30 protein-coding genes are annotated in these 21,366 nt (G+C 42.2%); 5 read left to right on the forward strand and 25 right to left on the reverse strand.

Features of this window, described 5'->3' with window-relative positions; all coding sequences use genetic code 11:
• Positions 1–24: 24 nt before the first annotated feature.
• The 10 genes from D5281_RS19765 to D5281_RS19810 all read right to left on the reverse strand — a co-directional run bounded on the left by D5281_RS19765 (position 25) and on the right by D5281_RS19810 (position 6,147).
• On the reverse strand, positions 25–423 hold the full coding sequence (locus D5281_RS19765) for a LytR/AlgR family response regulator transcription factor (RefSeq protein WP_330585180.1): 399 nt from the start codon (positions 421–423) through the stop codon (positions 25–27).
• A gap of 233 nt (positions 424–656) precedes the next feature.
• Positions 657–1,079: a hypothetical protein gene (locus tag D5281_RS19770; RefSeq protein WP_160561784.1), complete on the reverse strand. Its 423-nt coding sequence runs from the start codon at positions 1,077–1,079 to the stop codon at positions 657–659.
• A 5-nt stretch (positions 1,080–1,084) separates the two neighbouring features.
• Positions 1,085–1,333, reverse strand: coding sequence for a hypothetical protein (locus D5281_RS19775; protein ID WP_160561785.1), 249 nt, complete (start codon positions 1,331–1,333; stop codon positions 1,085–1,087).
• Positions 1,334–1,345: 12 nt separating this feature from the next.
• A complete protein-coding gene (locus tag D5281_RS19780; protein WP_160561786.1) occupies positions 1,346–2,227 on the reverse strand; it encodes an ABC transporter permease family protein in 882 nt (293 codons plus the stop codon).
• A 62-nt stretch (positions 2,228–2,289) separates the two neighbouring features.
• Positions 2,290–2,733, reverse strand: coding sequence for a hypothetical protein (locus D5281_RS19785; RefSeq protein ID WP_160561787.1), 444 nt, complete (start codon positions 2,731–2,733; stop codon positions 2,290–2,292).
• On the reverse strand, positions 2,730–3,137 hold the full coding sequence (locus D5281_RS19790) for a hypothetical protein (RefSeq protein WP_160561788.1): 408 nt from the start codon (positions 3,135–3,137) through the stop codon (positions 2,730–2,732). The genes D5281_RS19785 and D5281_RS19790 overlap by 4 nt, the downstream gene beginning before the upstream one ends.
• A gap of 11 nt (positions 3,138–3,148) precedes the next feature.
• Positions 3,149–3,910: an ABC transporter ATP-binding protein gene (locus D5281_RS19795; protein ID WP_160561789.1), complete on the reverse strand. Its 762-nt coding sequence runs from the start codon at positions 3,908–3,910 to the stop codon at positions 3,149–3,151.
• Positions 3,911–4,068: 158 nt separating this feature from the next.
• Positions 4,069–5,217 carry a HAMP domain-containing sensor histidine kinase gene (locus tag D5281_RS19800; protein WP_160561790.1) on the reverse strand — a complete coding sequence of 383 codons (1,149 nt, stop codon included), beginning with the start codon at positions 5,215–5,217 and terminating at the stop codon, positions 4,069–4,071.
• The gene (locus tag D5281_RS19805; protein ID WP_160561791.1) at positions 5,205–5,879 is read right to left on the reverse strand and encodes a response regulator transcription factor; all 675 of its coding nucleotides are present in this window, start codon (positions 5,877–5,879) and stop codon (positions 5,205–5,207) included. Before D5281_RS19805 ends, D5281_RS19800 begins: the two co-directional genes overlap by 13 nt.
• Entirely contained in the window at positions 5,869–6,147 is a 279-nt protein-coding gene (locus tag D5281_RS19810) for a hypothetical protein (protein ID WP_160561792.1), read from the reverse strand. Before D5281_RS19810 ends, D5281_RS19805 begins: the two co-directional genes overlap by 11 nt.
• Positions 6,148–6,273: 126 nt before the next feature.
• On the opposite strand from D5281_RS19810, the gene D5281_RS19815 reads away from it, so the two are divergent.
• A complete protein-coding gene (locus D5281_RS19815; protein ID WP_160561793.1) occupies positions 6,274–6,525 on the forward strand; it encodes a helix-turn-helix domain-containing protein in 252 nt (83 codons plus the stop codon).
• A 226-nt stretch (positions 6,526–6,751) separates the two neighbouring features.
• On the opposite strand, the gene D5281_RS19820 is transcribed toward D5281_RS19815, so the two are convergent.
• The 6 genes from D5281_RS19820 to D5281_RS19845 all read right to left on the reverse strand — a co-directional run bounded on the left by D5281_RS19820 (position 6,752) and on the right by D5281_RS19845 (position 12,737).
• Positions 6,752–6,961, reverse strand: a complete 210-nt coding sequence (locus D5281_RS19820; RefSeq protein WP_160561794.1) for a hypothetical protein — start codon at positions 6,959–6,961, stop codon at positions 6,752–6,754.
• A gap of 102 nt (positions 6,962–7,063) precedes the next feature.
• Entirely contained in the window at positions 7,064–8,320 is a 1,257-nt protein-coding gene (locus D5281_RS26670) for a HAMP domain-containing sensor histidine kinase (RefSeq protein WP_160561795.1), read from the reverse strand.
• Positions 8,321–9,004 carry a response regulator transcription factor gene (locus tag D5281_RS19830; RefSeq protein ID WP_160561796.1) on the reverse strand — a complete coding sequence of 228 codons (684 nt, stop codon included), beginning with the start codon at positions 9,002–9,004 and terminating at the stop codon, positions 8,321–8,323.
• A gap of 27 nt (positions 9,005–9,031) precedes the next feature.
• Entirely contained in the window at positions 9,032–11,452 is a 2,421-nt protein-coding gene (locus tag D5281_RS19835) for an ABC transporter permease (RefSeq protein WP_160561797.1), read from the reverse strand.
• 2 nt (positions 11,453–11,454) lie between these two features.
• The gene (locus tag D5281_RS19840; RefSeq protein ID WP_160561798.1) at positions 11,455–12,234 is read right to left on the reverse strand and encodes an ABC transporter ATP-binding protein; all 780 of its coding nucleotides are present in this window, start codon (positions 12,232–12,234) and stop codon (positions 11,455–11,457) included.
• 272 nt (positions 12,235–12,506) lie between these two features.
• Positions 12,507–12,737 (reverse strand): hypothetical protein, encoded by a 231-nt coding sequence (locus D5281_RS19845; RefSeq protein ID WP_160561799.1) that lies wholly within the window; start codon positions 12,735–12,737, stop codon positions 12,507–12,509.
• Positions 12,738–12,795: 58 nt separating this feature from the next.
• Between D5281_RS19845 and D5281_RS19850 the strand changes: the two genes are divergently transcribed.
• The 4 genes from D5281_RS19850 to D5281_RS26015 all read left to right on the forward strand — a co-directional run bounded on the left by D5281_RS19850 (position 12,796) and on the right by D5281_RS26015 (position 13,751).
• Positions 12,796–13,008: a hypothetical protein gene (locus tag D5281_RS19850; RefSeq protein WP_160561800.1), complete on the forward strand. Its 213-nt coding sequence runs from the start codon at positions 12,796–12,798 to the stop codon at positions 13,006–13,008.
• Between the two features lie 58 nt (positions 13,009–13,066).
• Positions 13,067–13,303 (forward strand): hypothetical protein, encoded by a 237-nt coding sequence (locus D5281_RS19855; RefSeq protein WP_160561801.1) that lies wholly within the window; start codon positions 13,067–13,069, stop codon positions 13,301–13,303.
• Positions 13,304–13,311: 8 nt separating this feature from the next.
• The gene (locus D5281_RS19860; RefSeq protein WP_160561802.1) at positions 13,312–13,497 is read left to right on the forward strand and encodes a GNAT family N-acetyltransferase; all 186 of its coding nucleotides are present in this window, start codon (positions 13,312–13,314) and stop codon (positions 13,495–13,497) included.
• Between the two features lie 80 nt (positions 13,498–13,577).
• Positions 13,578–13,751: a hypothetical protein gene (locus tag D5281_RS26015; protein WP_277935482.1), complete on the forward strand. Its 174-nt coding sequence runs from the start codon at positions 13,578–13,580 to the stop codon at positions 13,749–13,751.
• Positions 13,752–13,936: 185 nt separating this feature from the next.
• On the opposite strand, the gene D5281_RS19870 is transcribed toward D5281_RS26015, so the two are convergent.
• The 9 genes from D5281_RS19870 to D5281_RS19905 all read right to left on the reverse strand — a co-directional run bounded on the left by D5281_RS19870 (position 13,937) and on the right by D5281_RS19905 (position 20,967).
• On the reverse strand, positions 13,937–14,191 hold the full coding sequence (locus D5281_RS19870) for a hypothetical protein (protein ID WP_277935483.1): 255 nt from the start codon (positions 14,189–14,191) through the stop codon (positions 13,937–13,939).
• 99 nt (positions 14,192–14,290) lie between these two features.
• A complete protein-coding gene (locus D5281_RS19875) occupies positions 14,291–14,536 on the reverse strand; it encodes a hypothetical protein (RefSeq protein ID WP_160561804.1) in 246 nt (81 codons plus the stop codon).
• 18 nt (positions 14,537–14,554) lie between these two features.
• Positions 14,555–15,148 (reverse strand): AAA family ATPase, encoded by a 594-nt coding sequence (locus D5281_RS19880; protein WP_160561805.1) that lies wholly within the window; start codon positions 15,146–15,148, stop codon positions 14,555–14,557.
• Between the two features lie 129 nt (positions 15,149–15,277).
• On the reverse strand, positions 15,278–16,246 hold the full coding sequence (locus D5281_RS19885) for a calcium/sodium antiporter (RefSeq protein WP_160561806.1): 969 nt from the start codon (positions 16,244–16,246) through the stop codon (positions 15,278–15,280).
• A gap of 147 nt (positions 16,247–16,393) precedes the next feature.
• A complete protein-coding gene (locus D5281_RS19890) occupies positions 16,394–17,734 on the reverse strand; it encodes a sensor histidine kinase (RefSeq protein WP_160561807.1) in 1,341 nt (446 codons plus the stop codon).
• Positions 17,731–18,402 (reverse strand): response regulator transcription factor, encoded by a 672-nt coding sequence (locus D5281_RS19895; RefSeq protein WP_160561808.1) that lies wholly within the window; start codon positions 18,400–18,402, stop codon positions 17,731–17,733. Before D5281_RS19895 ends, D5281_RS19890 begins: the two co-directional genes overlap by 4 nt.
• A gap of 85 nt (positions 18,403–18,487) precedes the next feature.
• On the reverse strand, positions 18,488–20,248 hold the full coding sequence (locus D5281_RS19900; RefSeq protein ID WP_160561809.1) for a Na/Pi cotransporter family protein: 1,761 nt from the start codon (positions 20,246–20,248) through the stop codon (positions 18,488–18,490).
• 349 nt (positions 20,249–20,597) lie between these two features.
• The gene (locus tag D5281_RS26020; protein WP_277935484.1) at positions 20,598–20,732 is read right to left on the reverse strand and encodes a hypothetical protein; all 135 of its coding nucleotides are present in this window, start codon (positions 20,730–20,732) and stop codon (positions 20,598–20,600) included.
• The gene (locus D5281_RS19905; RefSeq protein WP_160561810.1) at positions 20,701–20,967 is read right to left on the reverse strand and encodes a hypothetical protein; all 267 of its coding nucleotides are present in this window, start codon (positions 20,965–20,967) and stop codon (positions 20,701–20,703) included. Before D5281_RS19905 ends, D5281_RS26020 begins: the two co-directional genes overlap by 32 nt.
• Positions 20,968–21,366 lie beyond the last annotated feature (399 nt).

Below are 21,366 nucleotides of genomic sequence, written 5' to 3' on the forward strand. Positions count from 1 at the left end.
AGTACCTCTTTCTTGTGATTTTTATTATATCTCATTAGCCACTCCCGTTACAACTTTATTATAGCACTTCAGCTGTTCCTCCAGCGCTTCCGCCGATACCGGCTTTTCCAGAAAGGCAAAGGCATGTACGGTGATCACCGCATCCATGCAGTATTGTCCGAAATTGGTTGTATATATGATCTTTGCGGAATGGTTCCTACTGTAAAGCTCCTGCCCAGTTTCGATTCCATTCCTGTCCTCCATCATAATATCCATGAAGATCAGATGGAAAGTGTCATCCGATTGCAACAGTTCACCACCGGAGGTAAAGTTTGTAATCCGGTATTCTTCTGTGTCTATGTATTTGTCTAAAAGCGGTTTCAGGATGCCTGTGAGGTTATCCCTGTCCACCTGTTCGTCCTCGCAGACCGCTATCTGAAGTATTGGTCATGCCTCCTTTGCTGTTTTATGTTTGAGGGGTAGGTACTGTGATGTTGCTACAATACCCCTATTCATTATACATGGTTTGTTGGCATATAGGAAATCGCAATTCCCAACGTACAGATTTTTCCCCGTAAGACAGATAAAGACTGGAGGAAGCACTTGACAAACCTTCCCTAATCCTTCACAGCCACATATCAAATAACAGCTCCTGCCTCCTTTGGTTGACTTATTTATCACTCATACAGCAATGTGATGCCGTCATAATCGCTTACCTGTATAGAGTCTATATTTTGTTCTACAGTTCTTTTATTATTTATGTAAACAATCCAATGCTTCATCGCATTTTGCCATTCATTGACCGATGTGATAATTCCCTTATCATCCATGCCGATTAATATTCCTTCATTTCTGTCATTGATGGTTTCCACAACATCACACATCGTTGGGGCACTGTCCTTAAGAAGCATCCTGCCAAGATACATAACGCCATTCTCTCCCTGTATTGCTATATCTACCCATACCTCTGCCTTGTTATCCCCTTCAAATATCAATGTGTATTCATCTGGCTTTCTATCTGAGTTCTGAATCGTTCCTGCGATCAAAAAGATTGCAATTACTGCCACAGCCGCCAAAATAAAAACCTTTAATTTTCTCATATCCTTTACTCCTTATATCTGATTTTTTCAACTACGGATTGCTTCTCCAACAGATCACTGCACCTGTTGACAATAAACCATTGCAGAAGCCACAGCACTGCTGCAAGCAATAGGCTTTCCATTACAGGGAAGTAATACACAGCATAATCCGCCTGTTCTTTGAACAAAAGAAACGCTATATATCCCGCAGGATAACCTATCGCCATCCCGATTATGGATGAAACAGCCACAATATAGAAACTTTCAAATTGCAACAGTCTCTCTATCTACCGTAGTGTAAGACCTATTGCCTCCAGTATGCCCAATTCCTTCTTCCTGGACAAAACATTCGTAAATGTCGTATTGATTAAATGAAAGACCACTATCAGGAACAGAATCAATAAAAAACCATAAGAAATAGCTGAAATCATATTTTTCTGTTCCTCAAGCTCCATCTTTAAATCCATATAAGAAACGAGAGTTATATCTTCTCTCCCGCCCAGCACTTCTTGTAATTCTGTTTTAAGATCCTGCCCTCCCTGACTGCCTGCTGATATAACAATTCTCTGTATACGGGTATCCATGCCTAAATGTTCTAACAGGTTCTGGTGGACGATCAGATCGCATCCCGATGCCTTGTATCCCCAGTAAGTGATATTGTTGGAAACAATGGCTAATACGCTTACTGCAAATCCACTTCCGTCCGATTTATTGAAATACAACACATCCCCCGGAGACAGATTGAATATGCCGTCATCAACGGCTATGATATATTCGCCTGTTTCCAGCAGCTTGGAATCAAATGTTCCGGCAGTTATATACTTTTCAACGCCTTCCAAAAATTCACTGTCATGTCCATACAGGATAGAGTCAATATCTCCATATCCTATTCCCAGCTCCATATATTCCTCCGGCAGCTCAATGTGGTTTTCTGCGGATTGTTCTACCCGCCAGATACGGTCATACATGATTGTGTGATAGCTTTCTATTCCCTCATAATTGTTTAATTCATTAAGAAAGTCCGCATCCAGCAGATCTATGCGTTCCCTGCCTCTTGAAACTGTATCGGAAATCTGTATACTGTAATCCCCACCTATCGTCAGGCTCTCTAAATTGATGCTTCCTATGATGCTGCCTGCAACGATAAACAGAATAAATGTTGAGGTCACAGAAAGGATATTAAAGACTAATTTTCTCTTATACCTGGAAATATAGGTATATGCCAGATATTTTATGCTGATTTTATCTGGTGACTTTCCCCCATTTCTGTTTTGATATTTACAGGATTGTAATGATAAGCCCCTGTCACGGATATTTGCATCATTTTTCGCAAGGGGGAACTTGATGCGAACAACACGATAAAATATCCTGTGACCGCAGCCGTCAGAAAAGAGAGTGCCGACATGTCTGTGATAATCTCTGACATACCCTTGTTTATCTTTATTCTTATATTCTGACCAAAATAAATATTGTAGATGTTAAGCACAACTATTACGGCTATAAAAAGGATAAAGGATACTATGACTGCCAGCCCGAAAATATCCATTATTTCAATGCCGAACGCATCCAGATATGCCGTATTATAATTTATATTTTCCTTCCGGATTCCCATAGCAAATGCCAGTTCTTCAACTTGTTTCCTGCTTTCAAAATTTAATTTCAGGCGTATTTTCACATTGTAGAAAATTTTCTTTGATATACTATCCAGAAAGCCTTTTCCAAAAATAACATAGAAATATTACCTGCCCTCAACGATTCTATATCACCCAGAATGTCCACAATCTGAAAATCCTTTTCTATATGGCGAACTTCTCTGGTATCTATGTCCGCTATGTTGAATGACAAACGTGTCTTTACACCCGGTTCAGACCTCAATCCCAATGTTTCCATAACCCACCTGTCCATAACGATTTCATCTTCTCTCTGCGGCATATGTCCTGCATAAAGATGATAAACTTTTTCCAGTTCTTCAAAAGAAACAAGCTGCGGCGAAATATAATTGCTTACAATATGCACATCATCAGCTTTGTATGTGATATAGCTCCCGCATATGTCATGAATCTTCCCTATTCTTTCCAACTGCCATATCCTTACATCCATATATTCAGCATGATATTCCCCCTCTTTTTCCAGAGCCTCCTTTTTTCCAAACTCCTGTAACTATTCCAGTATGTCATCACGCTAAAAACAAGACATACTGCAGTCCCATCAACTGCCCTTATGATTGTGTCTGCCTCTTTTGCAAGCATCTCGTTATGGGTGACAATCAGTAATGTCTGGTCAAACCTTTTACATACATCCAATAATAACCGGAATACCTTGCTTCCTGTCTTACTGTCTAAATTCACTGTCGGTTCATCTGCTAAAACGATTGACGGTTTCATGATCAATGCCCTGGCGATTGCCACACGCTGTTGCTGCCCTCCGGATAGTTCCTCCGGAAAACTGCTTTTTTTAGCAGATAACTCCAGACACTCCAACAATTCATATGCGAATACTTTGCCTAATGATTTCCCGTCAATCCCCAGGAACAGGATGATATTTTCCCATACATTCAAAAAAGGCATTAAATTATAGGATTGAAAAATCAATCCGATATTCCAGCGTCTGAACACAGTCAGGTTCTTTCCTTCATCATAAATGGATGTCCCTTTAATAAAGACCTTTCCTGCATCCGACTTATCCAGACCACAGAGCAGGTTCAACAATGTACTCTTACCCGCACCAGATTGTCCTATGATAGAAACATACTCCCCTTTACATATACTGATATTTACATGATCAACGGCTTTCGTCACTGTTCCGTTATGGCTGTAATACTTTGATAAATCTGTTGTTTTTAAAATTTCCATACCTTTCCTCACACTCCATTTACTATACATTAGGATATCATCCATTTCACAACAAACAGACAACGGGGAAAAAATAATAAACAACGGGCAGCACGCTCCGCGAACTGCCCTTATGTTAAAAAAAGAAGCTGCTTTCGCAGCCTCCTCTTTGTCGTATGTTATTTCATCTGAAATGTTGCCCTTGCCATGCCCCCGCCCTCAGAACGGTTTTCTACAGTGAGCTTTCCTCCGTGTTTTTCACAGCAAATCCGGCTGATATACAATCCAATCCCCAAGTGCTGCAGGTCAGGTTGTTGATCCAGTCTCCCGGTCTGGTGTATGTCTTCCTGCAGTGAAAATCCTTTTCCGTCATCCGCTACTTCCAACGTCAGGCTGTCTTCATCAATGATAAAGCTGACTAAGACATTCTCATTTGCAAACCGCAGAGCGTTGGATATAAGATTTTCTGCCACTTCAAGAACCACCCCAGCATCTGCCTGAAACTCTTTATCAGCATCTGCCGCAATAAATGTCACATTTCTCCCATACTCTGCCTCCAACACTCCGGCCGACATCCGCAACTTAGCTTCCAACTGTTTAAGGCTTGTCCGTTCCCAAACCGCTTCTCTGGACTCCAGCCCGGATAATACCCTCATATTTTCCACAAAACGGTTAATTCTGTCAATCTGTCCCATCCCTTCCCGTAGCATTTCTTCCATCTTCTCCTGGCTTAATACACTCTCTGGCAAAAATTCCAGCATCGTTTCCTGATATCCACGCAGGGTAGCCAGCGGTGTGCGGATATCATGGGCTATGGCTGCACGCAGTATCTTTTCCGCTTCCACCATACGCCACATCTTCCGGTTATTTGACTCCAGTTCTTTACGCATCTTCTCAAATTCTGCACATAATTGTCCCAGTTCATCATGATTCTCATAACTGATATGAAAGTCTAGGTTATTCTCCTCAATCTGCTTGGAAGCTGCCTTTAACTCCTGTAAAGGTTTCTGTATCTTGTTTCGATAAAACAGCAGTACAGCGATCACAATTCCGGGGACAGAGAATATCAGGAACCCATATACGAGAATAAAATCACATAGTTCTAAAAGAAACCTTCCCTGCTCTGATCCAATATATAAATCCGGTCTGACAGACAAATCTCCATCATAATATACGGAATCGTCACTGATTTCCCTCGCAGAATACAACTTCACCCCGAAAGCTGCTGCTCCATAAGCTGTCCCCCACAGAAAAAGACTTACTATAAGGCTGATAAAAATATATAGAATGATAGACTTTCTGATCGACAGGTTTCTCAATTTATCCATTTATAGCCCACTCCCCAAACCGTCTCAATATAATCCCTCTGCGTATGCTCTGCCAGCTTTTTCCGAATCCGCCGGACTAACTCCGTAACACTGCGGCTGTCACCCTCTGCATCGCAGCCGCAGATTCTCTCATAAATCTGCTCTCTATCGAATACCTGCCCCGGATGCATGGATAAAAATTCAATAATAGCATACTCCGTCTTTGTAAGCCCTATTGTCACACCTTCTACTTCTACCTCTCTGGCGGTATAATCTATCATCATTCCATTGTGTGAGCAATATTTTGTATTCCGCTGCCAACGTTCCTCCCGATTCAGATGAGCTATTATTCTTGCCTCCAATTCCTTCAAGCTGAACGGTTTTAGTATATAATCATCCCCACCGGACAACAAACCGTTTACCCTGTCCTGTTCTTCCACTCTTGCCGTGAGAAAAAGAATCGGACAGGATACCTTATTCCGAATCTGTCTGCATACTTCCAGTCCGTCCATATCTGGCATATTGATATCCAGCAGGATCAAGTCCGTTCTATCTTGGCATTTCTCCAATGCATCTTCGCCAGTAGCCGCGATCCGTACATCATAGTTCTTCATAGTAAAATAATTTTCCAGCATTTTTACCAATGCCTTATCATCGTCTACGATCAAAAGTTTATACTGCATGTTTTCCTCTCCTCCCTATATATTTATCGAAGATTTTTTTGCTAAGTATAGACAGTATTCCCGACATACAGATTTTTTCCCCGAAAGACAGAAAAAAGACCGGGGGAAGACACTTGGCAAACCTTTCCCGCCCGGTACACGCCTTCATACAGGAGGCAGCACTCTTTCCCTCGGCAAATTCATTCTCAATTTCAACTCCTTCCTTCAGAGAAGTCATCCCCTCCGTTAAAAACCCGTTCATCTTATCAAAAATCTGATCCTTTTGCATACTACATCCTCCTTTTGTCTCACATTTGCAACCGATTTTAATATGGAAACCTACTAAAATCAATAGTATTGGTGCAAAATGTGAGACAAACTTCTCGACATATTTCGACAGAACGGAGGGATAACTATGCCAAAACCAACAGGAGCGTCAGGAGAAAAGAATCTGGTAAGCAGCCGTCTTATCGAGTTAAGGAAACAGCAGAATCTTTCCCAGCGTGACCTTGCCCATAAGCTGCAGCTTGCCGGATATGACATGGACAAGAACGTGATCACGCGCATTGAGACCAACAAGCGGTATGTGACCGATATTGAACTGCGGGCTTTATCGCAGGTGCTGAGCGTCAGCTATGCGTTTTTGATTGACGGAGAAGATAAATAGCGAAAATCGGGTGTCTAACAATCTCTCCAAATATGCTAATTTAACAAAAAGGACATGGAGAGACCTTACTCCCATATCCTTTTCTACTTTATCGACTTTTTGTAACTGCTTGCCTTTTCCCACTAGTGCGCTGGAATTATTTAATCTTCCATACCTTCTTCAACTATATCAAGAATGTATGATGTGAATTTACCTTCCACACTATCCTCCATGCTTCCAACAGCCCTCAAATTTGGACGCAAGCACAAATTTGTTGATTGAAAAATCTCTGATTTTTCAATCTATCACTTGGGAAATCTTCTTCCAGCTCTACCTTCATACTTTCAAATTCTTGTTGCAGTTCTTCCTTTTCTTCTGCTGTCAAATCGTCCCAATTTTTATTATTCGCATATGTGCAGCCACTCAAGTTGATTGCAATCATACCTAATATAGCCAAAGCAAGAAACTGTTTTTGATTAGTCTCATAGCTATCTCCTTTTTACAAAATACATTTACTAATTCACTCACACAAGTTTTAGCGAAGCCCACATAATCAAATTCAGAAAGCCAACGCCAGCCATACCCTCACTTCAAACCATGCGCTTTCCTCAGATTGGCAAAGCAGTCTTCCGCCCATGCTTTTCACAAGATACTCTGCGATGTACATGCCCATTCCGGAGCCTTCCTTTTCTTTTGCATTCTGCCCCCTGAAATATTTCTGTGTAAGGAATATTTCATCTTTCTTTTTTACGCCTTTCCCAAAGTCCTTTATGCTGATGCACAGAAATTCACCCTCAAAACCGCAGCGGACTTCTATCTCCGTATCGGCATATTTGTAACTGTTGGAGATGATATTGTCCGCCACCTGTAAAAACCGTACCCTGTCAGCCATAACAAGACACTCCGGTATCACAAGCTCCTTTATCCGTTTTCTGAAATCTGCCTGCCGCAATGCTTCTTCTATGGCAGAACTTTCCGTCACTTCCGGTCTTATCTGAAGTCTTTCCAGCTCATTCAGCATCGTTGTGTGAAGATTGCCGATCATCCCACTAATCTGGTTCGTCTTCTGGGCAATCGTCTCAAACTCCCGGCGCAGTTCCGCTGAATCTGTCGTCAGGGACTGATACTCGGCAATCGACTGAATAGAAGCCACCGGGTTTTTTATATCATGGCTGATAGAAGCGATCACTTCACGCCGCTGCTTATCTGCCTCCTGCTCCATCTTCCTCGCATAGAGCAGTTCTTCCCGCATAATGTCGAAGCTCTCCGAAAAAGCACCAAAAGCCCCACTATCGATTCTGCCCACCGGAATGTCCAAATTCCCTTTTGCTATCTGGCTGGCAAAATCATTCATCTTTTTTACCGCTCCGAACACATGCTTCTTTAAATATAAAAACGCAAGGATATCTTTCAAAAACAATACAGCAAGAAACGATATTGCCCAAACTTCAATTTTTCTTTTTAAATCTTCATCTTCGCTATTGATAAAGATAATCCTGCCCTGAATTTTACCATCCACCAGAATATCTGCACTGTAATCTTTATGGATAAAATCATACACATAATCCGTATCCAGCCCCTGTCTGGATGCCACCACCGTCCTGCCATCGGCATCAGTTACAAGATAGTCCGTCTCATACCCCTGCATCATACTGACCGCCTGCTCCGCATTCGGCCAGTATTTCCTGACAGTAAATATAATGTCATTTGCCTCGGTATTCTTTATTTTATTCTGCGGTCTGGCTGCCAAAATATAGCACAATGAGACGCAGGCAGCCAGATACAAACTGACGGTGATCACAATAAAGCGCTTCACTTAATTCTCCTTTGCCAAACGGAACATATAGCCTTTCCCATATTCTGTAATAATATAGACCGGGCTGGAAGGGTTATCCTCAACTTTCTCACGCAGCTTCCTTATGTGGACATTCAGTGTCCCGTCCCCCACATAAGCCTCCTGCCACACTTCCTTAAAAAGTTCCTCTTTCTCAACCAGACGGTTCCTGTTGCGGATAAGATAAAGCAATAGTTTCATCTCCATCCTTTTCAGCAAAACAGGCTCCCCTTTTTTAAATAAAGTTTCCTCTTTCATGTTCACCTGACATTCCCCGAAAGAAATAATCCTGTCATCCCCGGCAGAATACCTTCGCAGCACAGCCCTTACTTTTGCCAGAAGAATGGGCAGGGAATAGGGCTTGCAGATAAAATCATCGCCGCCCACATTCAACCCTAACAGAATATTTTCTTCTTCCGTCTGGCAGCTTACAAAGATAATTGGAACCTGTGTCTCCTCCCGTATCTGCCTGCACAGGTTGTACCCGCACCCATCCCCAAGGTTAATGTCCAGCAGGATCATACGGGTGGTATTATCCTTTATAAATTCAAGGTATTCCTCCACACCCGATACCGCCGCCGCATTTATCCCTGAAAGATTCAAATACTTGCAGGTATTTTCCGCTAACGGCGCCTCATCCTCTATCATCAGACAATCATATACCAATTTATCCGCTTCCTTCCTTTTACTACGCTACTCTGCCTTTATGAGACTGCAAGGGACAATCTTCCTGACTTTCCATGCCGAAAGAAACGCTGTCAGGCATCCTGCCGCCTCCATGCACAGGATGAGCGCAGCAATCCACGCCGCAGGGAAACGGAAAGAAATCCGGTAAACTCCCATCCCGTGAAAAAGCTCTGCCATCACAGCATTGGAACCAAAATACAGGAATATGCTCCCTAACAGGCTGCCTCCTGCGATATACAGCATAAGTGTCACCACTGTCTGGGAAATGATCTGTCCATTGGAATATCCCAGCGCCTTCATTATCCCAAAATCCCTTTTTCGTGTCAATAAAATGGAATTTGTTACAAAATATCCCATAATGATAATGAGCAGGAACATGACCGCCATAATAAAGAACACCACGCCGGACACACTGTTTATGATCGGGGCAAGCTGGGAATAAAATACTTGTTCGAAACCTCCCACATAGGAAAGCCGGTCTAAAAAACGTTTCTTTAGGTTTCGGCAGTATTCCTCTGCATCAATTCCTTCCTCCAGATAAACATGCACTGTCTGCCACTGTGCTGCGGAATCAACCAGCCTGAGCCCTTCCATGGTAAGGTAAATATCCATTCCTCCTGTATAGGTTCCCTGCGTAAGACCAACAATCAGGAATGCCCCTTCCCCTGCGTCTTCCTGAAAGGGCTGCTCTTGAAAGGGCTGCTCTTGAAAGGGCCGCTCTTGAAAGAGCCGCTCTTGAAAGAGCGTAGATACTTCTACCGTATCACCGACATCCTTCCCAAGCGCCTGCGCCAGATTCCCTGAAATAGCAGCTTCATTTTCATGTTTCGGATATCGCCCTGCATAGATCGAGGGATTTTCCAATTCCTCATAATCGCTGTACACACCTAACGCCGCATATACCCCATTATCACACAAAATCCTTGAACTTCCCGGCTCAACAGCCATCATGACCTTACGAACGCCCTCTCCCTCCAGTTCCTTAGCTATCTGCGCTGTGTGCTCTGGTCTGTCTGGCTGGACATTTACAGAATAAATTTCTGCACCCGTTATCTGCAGCAGCCCTCCTTTATCATTGACCAGCCTTGCATACAGGATTACTGCAAACCCGGCAACGCACATAAGGACAGATACGACAATGCCTGTCAGTATGCTCCTTGCCCTTTCAAAACTTATCATCTTAATAATAACGGACAGGTTTACCGAGAAAGGTGTTTTTTCTATGTCCATCCTGCTTTTTCTGCCAGGAATCATTTTGTCCCTTTCCTGAATGGCTTCCACAGGTCTTAATCTGAATATTCCTTTTGACAAAAACACCGTTACCGCCACAGTTACCAGTAATATAATCAAAAGATTTTTCCCTGCTTCAAACCCCAAAAATACAGCGTTCCATACAAAACCGATATCTGTTGCTATACTCTTTATTACTATCGGCATAATGCACTGTGAGATTCCCACACCGGTCATGCCACCAAGCAATCCAAGAAACAGGAACTGTAACGTATAGGACATTACAATCTGACCACCCCTGTAACCCACTGCTTTCAATGTCCCAAGCTCCTTGAAATCCTTATCCAAAGTATTCCGCATATGGAACCCGATCACCATAAAGCAGGCTGCAATTCCTATAAAGGAAGCTGCATTTATGACTGCCACATAAATACTTAAATTATTACTCCGGCTGGTTTCGGCATATTCGATATCCGATGTATTATAAAAGATATCCCCGTCAGATTTTCCGGCTACAAATTCCGTAAATCGGTTTGCCAGCCCACTTACATCCCCTTCCGTCTTCATCATCACTATTTCCGCATCACAATCTATCCCTGCTTTTTCCCGCAAAGAACAGAAAGCCACTTTGGGCAGATCGAAAGCAATATTTGACCTGCTTCCAAAGAGCACATCTTCCGTAAACCCAGCAATGATATAAGATTCCTGCCATTCCCTGGATGAAATGTGAAACACATCACCAAGCCCAAAGCCAAAAAATGTCTTGCACACATAAGGTACATAGATTCCATTTTCCGGCACCTGTTCCAAGCGCTCCACTATTTGAAGGCAAGAAAGCGTCCCCTGCCTGTCAGCATCCCGGAACATCCAGCTCCCATTGATCGGCTCCCCGCCTCCTGCCTGAATGTCCATACTCCGAAGCAACAGGGCATCCGCTGTTTCCATCGTAAGGATATCTTCATCCGCCTCCCGGAAGTTCTCAATCTCCTCCCCATATTCTTCGCAAAACCCATAGGGCAGAACTGCCGCAAAATCAGCGCTGTTCGTCTCCTCTGCCTTATCCTGATACAGCCTCCTAAATCCCTCCGTCATCTGGCTGCCGGTATAGGACAGAAACATCGCTGCCATGAGCAGAAGGAAAAACGCAATTGATGTTTTACCACTCTTTTTTAAGTTTGATCTTATCAGTAAAAACATATCTACCACCCCATTTCTTCCAGAAAATGGAGCAGCTTCTCTTTTCTTTCTTCAAAGCCCGGCTCATTTTCACCCTGATAAGCTCCTAAAGAGCACTCCCCGTTTATCCTCCCGTCCCGCAGATACAGGATACGGTTTCCACGCAATGCTGATTTCAGGTCATGGGTTACCATGATAGTCGTCTGCCCTTTCCGGTTAAACCCTGTCAGAAGATCTAAGACAGCTTTACCAGAAGTGGAATCAAGCGCCCCCGTAGGTTCATCTGCAAATACTATTTCCGGATTGTTGATCAGTGCCCTTACGATGCCTGCCCTTCCCATCTGACCTCCCGAAATCTGCGAAGGATATTTTCCCCACTCCTTTTCCGTAAGCCCTACTTCCGCAAACAGTTTCCTTCCCCGCTCTGCCACCTGCTTTTTGTTCTTCTCTACAAGCAGCCCACTCACCAGCACATTGTCCATGAGGCTCATGCTGCCAATCAAGCAGACCTGCTGGAAAACAAATCCACAGTTTTTCTTCCGGAACTGTGCCAGCTGCTTTTCTGAATATTTTGAAAAATTGGTATCCTTAAAATAAACCTCCCCCATGCTTGCCCTGTCCATTCCTGACAGGATATGGAGCAATGTGGACTTTCCAGAACCGGAAGCTCCCATAAAAACAGTAAAGTCTTTGTAATATATCTGGATATCCATGTTTTTGATCACATGCTGAGGTACTTCCCCATTCGTATAGCTCTTACACAATTTGCTTGTGCTGATTACAGCATCTGCGTTCCTTTCCATATATGCCATCCCTTCCTTAATTGCTTTCAGCCGAAATTCAAATTTGTTATTTGCTATATCATATCACCCAGAATCTTAACTGTCTTTAACCGGAATCTTAACAATCCTTAACTGCCTGCATTCTTTATGAACATTATACATGATTTATTTTTTTTAGAAAAAGATTTTCCTGATATACAGATTTTTCCCCCCGAAAGACAGATAAAAGACAAGGGAAAGCACTTGACAAGCCTTCTCCTGTCTTATTTGTTTTGCTAATCATACTTCCACTTTTATCCTTTCATAGCCACAATCCCTTTCAGGTCAGACCATACCTGGCCTGTCCTCTCTATCACAAGTTTTCCATCCTGCAGGGTTATGGATACCCTGGCTTCTCCTCTAATTTCCTGTGCTCCACGTCTTAAATACGCTTTCACTTTCTCTCCATATGCTGCTGTCAAGCACAGACTAGCAGAATTATTTTTTGCACAAAAGACAAGACTGCCGGAAATATGATATTCCAACAGCCTTTTCCACTTACTTCTCTTTACTTTTTAACAGAAGAATATACTGGAAGATTATGTGGAAAAGAACGGTTACGCCAACCTCTCCCACTACACTGATGACGGTTGGAGCGGGGCGAAGATGTATAATCACCGCCACAGGACGGCGAGGTACAAGAAAGACATCTACACCAAAGTCAGAGGACGCTGGATTGCCCCCGAAGATGATTACAACTGTTCCAACTACAACTTAGGCAGACAGAAATTATGGCATATAACCCGTTCATCGTGATTGATGGTGTCGGTTATAAGACCAAATATGAGCCATTCCAAGGATTGCCGAGATTATTGTGTTTGGAAAAAGGGTTGCATATAGACCTATATTTGAAAATGATTATGCCTCATTTAATGAGTTACAGTTTGTTCATTTGTATGAAGAATATAAAAATAATCCAGATAGATTAGATGGGATGCTACTATATGATGATGGAATCGTCAAAGGGGTAATAAACGGACAGCCTATAGGTAATAAGACAATTGAGATTACGGATTTTTATGTTGAACCTTTTTTGTGGGACAGGGAATAGGAACACTTTTGATAGAATATCTGATTCAGCAAGTAAGAAAAAAAGGAGTGCATAAAATAGTATTATGGGTTATAAAAGATAACGTGAAAGCTAGAAAGTTTTATGAAACTAATGGATTTGTCAATAGTGGAAAAACATGTATAATAGAAGGTACTACAAAAGAGGATTGTCGCTATGAGTATGTTCTTGAATAAGAGGATATATGTTTAGTGCCAAATTCCAGTTTGTCGGACGATTACCTAATAGGAATGGAGTAAAAAAGGAGCGTGATTGTATGAAAAAGATATTATTAATACTATCAATCATCTTTATCCTTCTGACATTTGTTGGTGCTATCTATGTTCTAACATCCAACGGAACAGCAAATCCTGGATATGCCGTAATTCCTATGGTGATTGCTTTGACTTGTTTGTCAGGTTATAGAACATACAAGAATAAAGAGAAGTAAGCTAATTTCAGTTTGTCGAAACAACCATTACCACAATCACAACTGAATAAGTAATATAACACAGCGTCAGAGCGTACAGAAACCAGTCTATGCGCTCTATTTTTATGTAAAGGAGCAGAGAATATGGCAGAAACCAAAAACGAGCAACAGCCCCACAGTTTCAAACGGAAGTTGGGTAACACCACTTACACCGTCAAAGTGCATTTCAGTAAAGACACTGATAAACCTTTAAGGACAGAAATGCTGGATGAAACTACCTTTCTTTGATGCGGGGTCTGTTCCGCCTCTATGCTTCTATATACAAGAGCCAGAGGATACTCCAAATCGTACAGTGCCTGTTTCTTTGCCTGGATTTCAGATTCTACTGTGTTTCCAACGTTGTCAAAATTCTCCGTTTCGCCTTTGAGTATCTTGTTAAGCCGTTGCATCATCTGCGACATATGGCTCATCATTCCGTTGACTCGGATTCACAGGCTATTCGCATTTACTTTTGCACATCTATTGCAAGGTGTTTCCCAAGTACCTCTGCAATCAGACTTTTATTGAGGCTGACGGTTATTGTTCGATGATGAAAAATGTTCTCCAGCACTAACTTTCATAATATTATTATAATTCTCACTCGGATAAACGTAATCATCCGGCTTCATTGTTGTTTCATAGGTATCTCGAGCAAGATCATCTGCCAGCTCATCTATCTGCTGTTCTACCAGTTCCACTGCTTCTTTATGAGGATTGACAGCAGCTGCTAATGCCTCTATGCTGCCTGAGACTCTGCCAATTGCCATTTTGCACACCTCCCTCCATCATACATTGTCTTCCAAAATATCCAGCACCTCTTTCATGGAAACCCCCAATTCATGCTGGTTATCATTCTTTATGATAAGAAGATCGTCCTTTATCTTCGGATCATCCAAATTAGACGGAATATTAAAATTACATTCCGCAAGGTACTCGTCCCAATGCGCCAGCTTCCATGCATCGCGCTCCGAATTTCTTCGGATCATGCGTTCATGTACAACTTCCGGGGATGTCTCCACCCAGACAACTACAAGATTGGCATTTTTCTCACTTAGTTTATCTTTCAAATTCAAGATATACTCCATATTCCTGATTTCTCTGGTAAAGGGAGCATTTATGAGTACAATATCTTCATAGTCCAAAGCTTCCAGTGCCAACGCCACGATACAGTCATATTCCGGATTCCTAATGTGCTGTTCAAAGAAATCGCTGCTGCGGTCAAACGGCTGCCTAGCCACTGCAAATATATGCTTTGACAGCGTAATAAGAGTATCCTTATCCAAATACACTACATGCTTCAACCGATTTGCCAGCAGTTTTGAAATATATGTTTTGCCGCTTGCCGGCGGCGAAGTAACCAAAATTAGTTTCTTCTGCATATGCTTCCACCTTTCTTTTTACATTGAAATACGCATAATTTCCTGCCATTATCCTGCACGCTTATTATTCTCGTATCATATTAGAGATGATTATATCCGTTTATTCGCGGACTTGTCGTTAAGAATGATTCACAGTAAATAAATAAAATATCCCAAATATCCAAGCAGCAGCAAGCCACCCTCCACACGGTTCAGACTCCTTCCATTGAAAGAGAATATCCACAGCAGCACTCCCGCTGCCACAGCCACAATGGAATCCACTATAAATTTACTCTCGAAAACTACCGGCGTAATCAACGCAGATGTTCCTACTACAAAAAGGATGTTGAAGATATTGCTTCCTACAATATTTCCGATTGCAATATCCGCATTGCCTTTTCTCGCTGCTGAAACTGATGTAAACAATTCCGGCAGGGATGTTCCCAGCGCCACAATCGTAAGCCCTATAAACCTCTCACTCAGACCTACAATCCTTGCTATCGCTGTTGCTGCATCCACAGTGACATTGCTGCCGATTACAATAAGCGCAAGACCAACAACCGTGAACAAAAACAGCATTGCCATACTCTTTTCTATTTTATCCCTTCTTCTTCCTGAGATTCCTCCCTCATCGTCCTCTGAATTCTTGTCAGCTCCTTTTTTTGCCATCTTGAAAAGATAAAAAAGATACAACAGAAAAACAACCCACAATCCGGCTCCTTCCAGTCTAGCAATTTCATTTCCCGCATATCCCATCCAGAGAAGGATCAGCGTTATCACAATCATAAAGGGCATTTCATATTTTATAGTCGAAGATGCAACTGGAACTACCTTATTTGTCAAAAATGCCGTAAGACCTAAGATGACAAGAATATTCAAAATATTACTTCCCACAACATTTCCAATGGTAATGCCCGCATTCCCTTTAAGCGCCGCCGAGATGCTTACCGCAGCCTCAGGAGCGCTTGTTCCCATAGCTACAATGGTAAGCCCGACCACAAGCTGCGGAATCCCAAACCTCGAAGCAATTCCTGACGAACCGTCCACAAAGAAATCCGCGCCCTTGATAAGCATCGTAAACCCTACGGTCAATAAAAATATCTGTAAGACAGTCTCCATGTCTGCAACCTCCAATCTTTTCACTTAACCATTTCGGCATAATCTTTACAAGACCTTTGCCGCTTTTCCCAACATCTGCATACGCTCATCATACCCCAATTTTTTAGTATCCATGCTTGTCTTTTCTGCCACAAGAACTGTGTGGGCTTATGAATGGTCTGTATAACCCAACACACCTGAGTTTGCATTGCCCCTGCCCCAAACAATAAATATCTTCGTTCCGACTCCGGGCTTACTCACCAGATTCACATCTGCATCTGTCAGATTACAGATATGTTTTACAATCGCAAGTCCAAGTCCCGTGCCCCCAAGTTCCTTCGACCTACTTTTATCCACCCGGTAAAAGCGTTCAAAAATTCTCTCCTGATGCTCCAGCGGAATGCCGATACCGGTATCCTCTACCGAAAAGATAATCTGCATTCCCTCTTTTTGCACTTTTACAGTCACTCTGCCGTTCGGTTTGTTATATCGGATGGCGTTTTCAATCAAATTGTAGGTAAGCTCCTGTGCAAGTTCCTTTCCGATATGGACATCTGCCCGGTCATCTCCTTCATACATTACATCAATACCATTTTTCGATGCTCCAAAAGAGAGCATTTCCACACTTTCTTTTGTAATTTGTGCCAAATTTACCACATCAAGAATATCTTTTGCATTTCCTGCATCTAATTGTGAGAGCTTAATAATGTCATTGATCAGGGTAAGCAGCCTTGCTGCGCTTTTACGGATTTCTCCTGAAAAGCGCTTAATCTCTTTTTCATTTACAAGTCCTGCTTCCATCAGCTCTGCGTAGCCTGATATCGCCGCAAGAGGTGTTTTTAATTCGTGGCTTACATTGGCGGTAAATTCCTGTCTTATATTTGCTGCAGATAGGATTTCCTCGTGCTGTAAGCGGATTCTTCTTGTAAACGGGATTAGCTCCGGATAACTTTTTCCCTCATCAATATGTTCCATATCCCCTGCCATTTCATCAATCGGTTTCACAATGGCAGAAGTAAGGTAGTGCGACACCATCATACAGATGATCACAAGCAGCAGTGCCGTTGTCAACACCATTGGAAGGGCAGACAAAAGAACAGCCACAACGCTGTGCGCCTCCTTGCCTACTCTGAGTATCTGCCCGTTATCCAGTTTTTTTGCATAATAAAATACGCTCTCCGACAGGGTACCTGACTTTCTTATTCCCATACCGACTTCGGAAGATAGCGCCTCCACAATTTCCGGCCTGTCCAGATGGTTTGCAAGCGACTGCCCGTCTACCGTGGAATCAAACAAAACCTTACCGTCTGCATCTATCAATGTAATTCTTAAATTGTCTATTTTTCGCTCATAGGAGCCTTCATTGATCAATATGTTTGCCACAACCGCCAGGTCAGAAAAAACTTGTTTTTTTAACTGTGAATAGAACACCGCAGTCATAAAAATCGTGGTAATCACAACAGAAAAAAGTGCAATACCGGTGAACCGTCTGTTTATTTTTTGCCTCATTCCAGCTTATACCCCACATTCCTCACAGTAATAATCAAGCAGCCCGCTTCTTTCAGCTTTTTACGGAGTGTTTTGATATGCATGTCAACGGTTCTGCTTTCTCCTGCAAAATCCGTCCCCCATACAGTTTCCATGATTATTTCCCTTGTCAGTACAATACCAAGATTGGAAAGAAACAGCCGGAGCAGCTCATATTCCTTGAATGTCAGTTCCACGTTTTCCCCATCCACAAGGCAGAGCCGTCTGTCCTGATCCAGATATATATTTTTATATTTTAAGACCACGTCATCGCTCATCGGTTTGATGCGCCGCATAATCGCCTTGATGCGTGACATAAGTTCCATCACGCCAAATGGTTTTGTAATGTAGTCATCAGCCCCCAGATCGAGTCCCCTGACGGTATCTATTTCTGAATCTTTCGCTGTCACAAGTATAATAGGCATTTCTTTTGTATCATTATTTGCGCGGAGCCTTTTCAGTACAGACAGTCCATCCTCCCCTGGCAGCATGACATCGAGAAGCAATAAATCCGGCTTCATTTCCTGCATTCCCCTGTCAAATGCTTCCGCATCATCAAACGCACGCACATCATATCCGTTTCCCTTTATGGCATAACTTTCTATTTCCTGAATATTTTTATCATCTTCCAAAATATAGATTAACGGCATAAGCACTAACTCCTTTTGTGAAATTTATTAAATCATGCCCACTTATACAAAACCATGCCTGAACACAATTCTAATTCAAGTTTCCTCAAGTTTTTTCTAACGAATATTTTTCTGTATATCTTTCAAGCAGCTCCTTATACAACTCGTTCCTCTCTTTAATATTCCGTGCATACTGATGCAATGCGTGCTGGTCTGTTTCGGATGCCATCTGCTCCTCCGCTATATTGGAACAATGCTTCGCAATACGCTCCAGAGAAGTTACCATATCTGTAAGTGCCATGCCGAGTTCCACAGAGCACTTCCCCTTTTCCAGTCTCTTGCTATGGTTTTTTCGGATATCTTTTTTTACCCGGCTGATCACATCGGCAAGCGGATTAATACAAAACACCATCTCTTTGTCCCCGTGTATAAAACCGGAAACCGTACATTCCACGATCTCGAGGGTCGCCCCATAGATCAGCCTTGCTTCGGCAGTGGCTTTCCTTGAAAATTTTTCTTTGCTTTTATACAGCTTCTTTTGTGCGAATGCGATGCCCTTTGTATAATCGGATATCCTTTCAAAATCCGTAATGCACCTGCTAAATTTATTGATGGTTTTACTGTCCCATTCAGAGAGCGGCTTTGTGGAAAGTTTTGTCAGATAGGACGATAACTCATCTTCCCTGACATCCACCTCCTGCTCAATTTCCATAATCGTCCGCACTGCATTTTCATCATATTTTTCCTGTATTAATACACATAAACTCATTGCCTTTAAGATAAGCTGCGCCATATCACACGCCGCATTTTTACATTGTGCAACTGCAAACGCAGGCCTTTCCAAAAACCTTTCGTCCAGTACTTTTCCTGACGTTTCCAGTGTTTCATCCTCTGACTGAGGAATGGTAAAATATGCGAGTTTTACCAGCAGCTCAGAAGCCGGAAGCAGCACGATCGTTGAGGCAATATTAAACAAGCTATGTATCACTGCAATGACTGCACCATTTGCCGTATCCGACAAAAAAGCAAACTGTACAAAATGATTCATGGCATAAAATACTGCCATAAACACAAATGTACCTATCAGGTTAAAATAAAGATGTACCAAAGATGCCCTTTTTGCATTCCTGTTTGCCCCGACACCGGAAAGCAACGCTGTGACACAGGTTCCTATATTTTGCCCCATGATCACCGGAAGCGCAGCTCCCACCGTTACGCTTCCGGTGGCACACATCGCCTGCAAAATACCGACAGAAGCAGAAGAACTCTGAATCACTGCAGTCAAAACTGCTCCGACTATCATACCTAAAACGGGATTTTCAAACGCCGTAAAAAGCGAGGTAAATTCCGGTACATTTGCTAGCGGCTTTACAGCACTACTCATGATTTCCATTCCAAACATAAGCACTGCAAACCCAATCAGAATTGTTCCCACATCATTCTTTTTCGTATTTTTGATAAACATCACCAGTATTACACCGATGAGTGCCAATACCGGGGAAAAAGACGAGGGTTTCAGAAGTTTTACAAAGAAATTCCCACTTTCAATACCGGAAAGGCTCAGAATCCACGAGGTAACTGTCGTACCGATATTTGCACCCATAATCACGCCGACTGCCTGTGACAGCTTCATAATACCAGAATTTACAAACCCCACTACCATAACCGTTGTAGCGGAAGAAGATTGAATCACCGCTGTCACACCTGCCCCAAGCAGGACAGCTTTCACAGGATTATTAGTCATACGCTCCAGTACTTGCTCCAGCCTGCCGCCTGCCATCTTGGACAAGGCATCTCCCATCGTTTTCATTCCGTATAAAAATAATGCCAACCCGCCAATCATTGTCAGCAATCCAAAGAAATCCATATGACTATAATCCTCCCAAGAATTTTCCTATAATCAAATGGTATCTGATCTATGTAAAATCTAAAAGATGATCTATGTAAAATCTGTGTAAAATTTAAAATTAAGCTGAGATTAGAACTTAAATTTCATTCTAATATAAACCATTATATTGGGGCAGTGGATAATCCATTTCATAATTTGGGCACAAATCAATAAAGGCTTTCGCCGATGAAGTAAGGAATTTTTCTTTATGATAGACGATATGGAACTTTCGTTTGAAAGCCAAAAGAATCCCAGTCTTTTTGTCAGAAAATACTGCTGGCCGTTCACTGCCTTTTCCTCCTTCCGGTGCGTGGTTACTCTGCCCTTATCAGAGACGGGAGAGTTCTTCTATCTTTGAGAGACGTCTTTTATATTCATTGACAGATAAGGTAAGCTCCATGACCTGCTTTTTTAATGCAGAGATCTCGGCTTCATCCTGCTGGAGCTGCCCGGCCTGTTTCATGCAGAGCTTCCAGTTCCCTGGCATCAGGAATATTTTCCGGGATACATGCAGTCTCTCTTTTCTTATGTTTTCCTCTTGTGCCTGTGGGGACGATCTGGCCCGTTTCCTCATCGTTCTTACCGATCAGCCTTCTCTTTGATCGCGGCTGTTTCTTTTCCTTGTCCCAGTAAGATTCTGATTCATAAACATAGGTGATTCCTGTCTGTTTGTTGAGTTTTTTAATGATAGATGCCATTTTTGTACCTCATAGTGATAAATCGATTATCATAATACCACTATTATAATGTCAATATAATAGTGGTATATATTTAAAAAAATCCCACTACTATATAAAAAACTGTGGCCTGATCGATTATCAAAGCCACAGTACATATATATTCAATTATATTTCCCCCCCTGTGAAAAGTAACTTCTTCTTTACTGGCTATAGAAAATAATTTTCTTCCTTATTGTACTCTGCTTCATATTTTTGATATAATAACCACGATATAAACTATAGTTCCAAAACACTTGTCTCCGTAAAAAGTAAGTGCTCTGGAGCTTTCTCTTTCTCTATGATAATGTCATTATATCGGTTCATTCCGTGACAATCAATCAGATTAATTTGTGGACAGAATAAATGGGCAGCAACAAT

It is taken from the genome of Parablautia muri, assembly GCF_009917485.1.
Classification (GTDB): domain Bacteria; phylum Bacillota; class Clostridia; order Lachnospirales; family Lachnospiraceae; genus Suilimivivens; species Suilimivivens muri.

Bases quoted from the DNA above. Each gene is read 5' to 3' on its own strand.
- D5281_RS19905 (WP_160561810.1), bottom strand. From the start codon at position 20,967: ATGGCATCTATCATTAAAAAACTCAACAAACAGACAGGAATCACCTAT.
- D5281_RS19800 (WP_160561790.1), bottom strand. From the start codon at position 5,217: ATGGATAAATTGAGAAACCTGTCGATCAGAAAGTCTATCATTCTATAT.
- D5281_RS19885 (WP_160561806.1), bottom strand. From the start codon at position 16,246: ATGGAGACTGTCTTACAGATATTTTTATTGACCGTAGGGTTTACGATG.
- D5281_RS19840 (WP_160561798.1), bottom strand. From the start codon at position 12,234: ATGGAAAGGAACGCAGATGCTGTAATCAGCACAAGCAAATTGTGTAAG.
- D5281_RS19880 (WP_160561805.1), bottom strand. From the start codon at position 15,148: ATGCAGAAGAAACTAATTTTGGTTACTTCGCCGCCGGCAAGCGGCAAA.
- D5281_RS19805 (WP_160561791.1), bottom strand. From the start codon at position 5,879: ATGCAGTATAAACTTTTGATCGTAGACGATGATAAGGCATTGGTAAAA.
- D5281_RS26015 (WP_277935482.1), top strand. From the start codon at position 13,578: ATGAAAAAGATATTATTAATACTATCAATCATCTTTATCCTTCTGACA.
- D5281_RS19835 (WP_160561797.1), bottom strand. From the start codon at position 11,452: ATGTTTTTACTGATAAGATCAAACTTAAAAAAGAGTGGTAAAACATCA.
- D5281_RS19770 (WP_160561784.1), bottom strand. From the start codon at position 1,079: ATGAGAAAATTAAAGGTTTTTATTTTGGCGGCTGTGGCAGTAATTGCA.
- D5281_RS26020 (WP_277935484.1), bottom strand. From the start codon at position 20,732: ATGAAACAGGCCGGGCAGCTCCAGCAGGATGAAGCCGAGATCTCTGCA.
- D5281_RS19870 (WP_277935483.1), bottom strand. From the start codon at position 14,191: ATGTCGCAGATGATGCAACGGCTTAACAAGATACTCAAAGGCGAAACG.
- D5281_RS19895 (WP_160561808.1), bottom strand. From the start codon at position 18,402: ATGCCGTTAATCTATATTTTGGAAGATGATAAAAATATTCAGGAAATA.
- D5281_RS19795 (WP_160561789.1), bottom strand. From the start codon at position 3,910: ATGGAAATTTTAAAAACAACAGATTTATCAAAGTATTACAGCCATAAC.
- D5281_RS19875 (WP_160561804.1), bottom strand. From the start codon at position 14,536: ATGGCAATTGGCAGAGTCTCAGGCAGCATAGAGGCATTAGCAGCTGCT.
- D5281_RS19900 (WP_160561809.1), bottom strand. From the start codon at position 20,248: ATGGATTTCTTTGGATTGCTGACAATGATTGGCGGGTTGGCATTATTT.
- D5281_RS19890 (WP_160561807.1), bottom strand. From the start codon at position 17,734: ATGAGGCAAAAAATAAACAGACGGTTCACCGGTATTGCACTTTTTTCT.
- D5281_RS19815 (WP_160561793.1), top strand. From the start codon at position 6,274: ATGCCAAAACCAACAGGAGCGTCAGGAGAAAAGAATCTGGTAAGCAGC.
- D5281_RS19810 (WP_160561792.1), bottom strand. From the start codon at position 6,147: ATGCAAAAGGATCAGATTTTTGATAAGATGAACGGGTTTTTAACGGAG.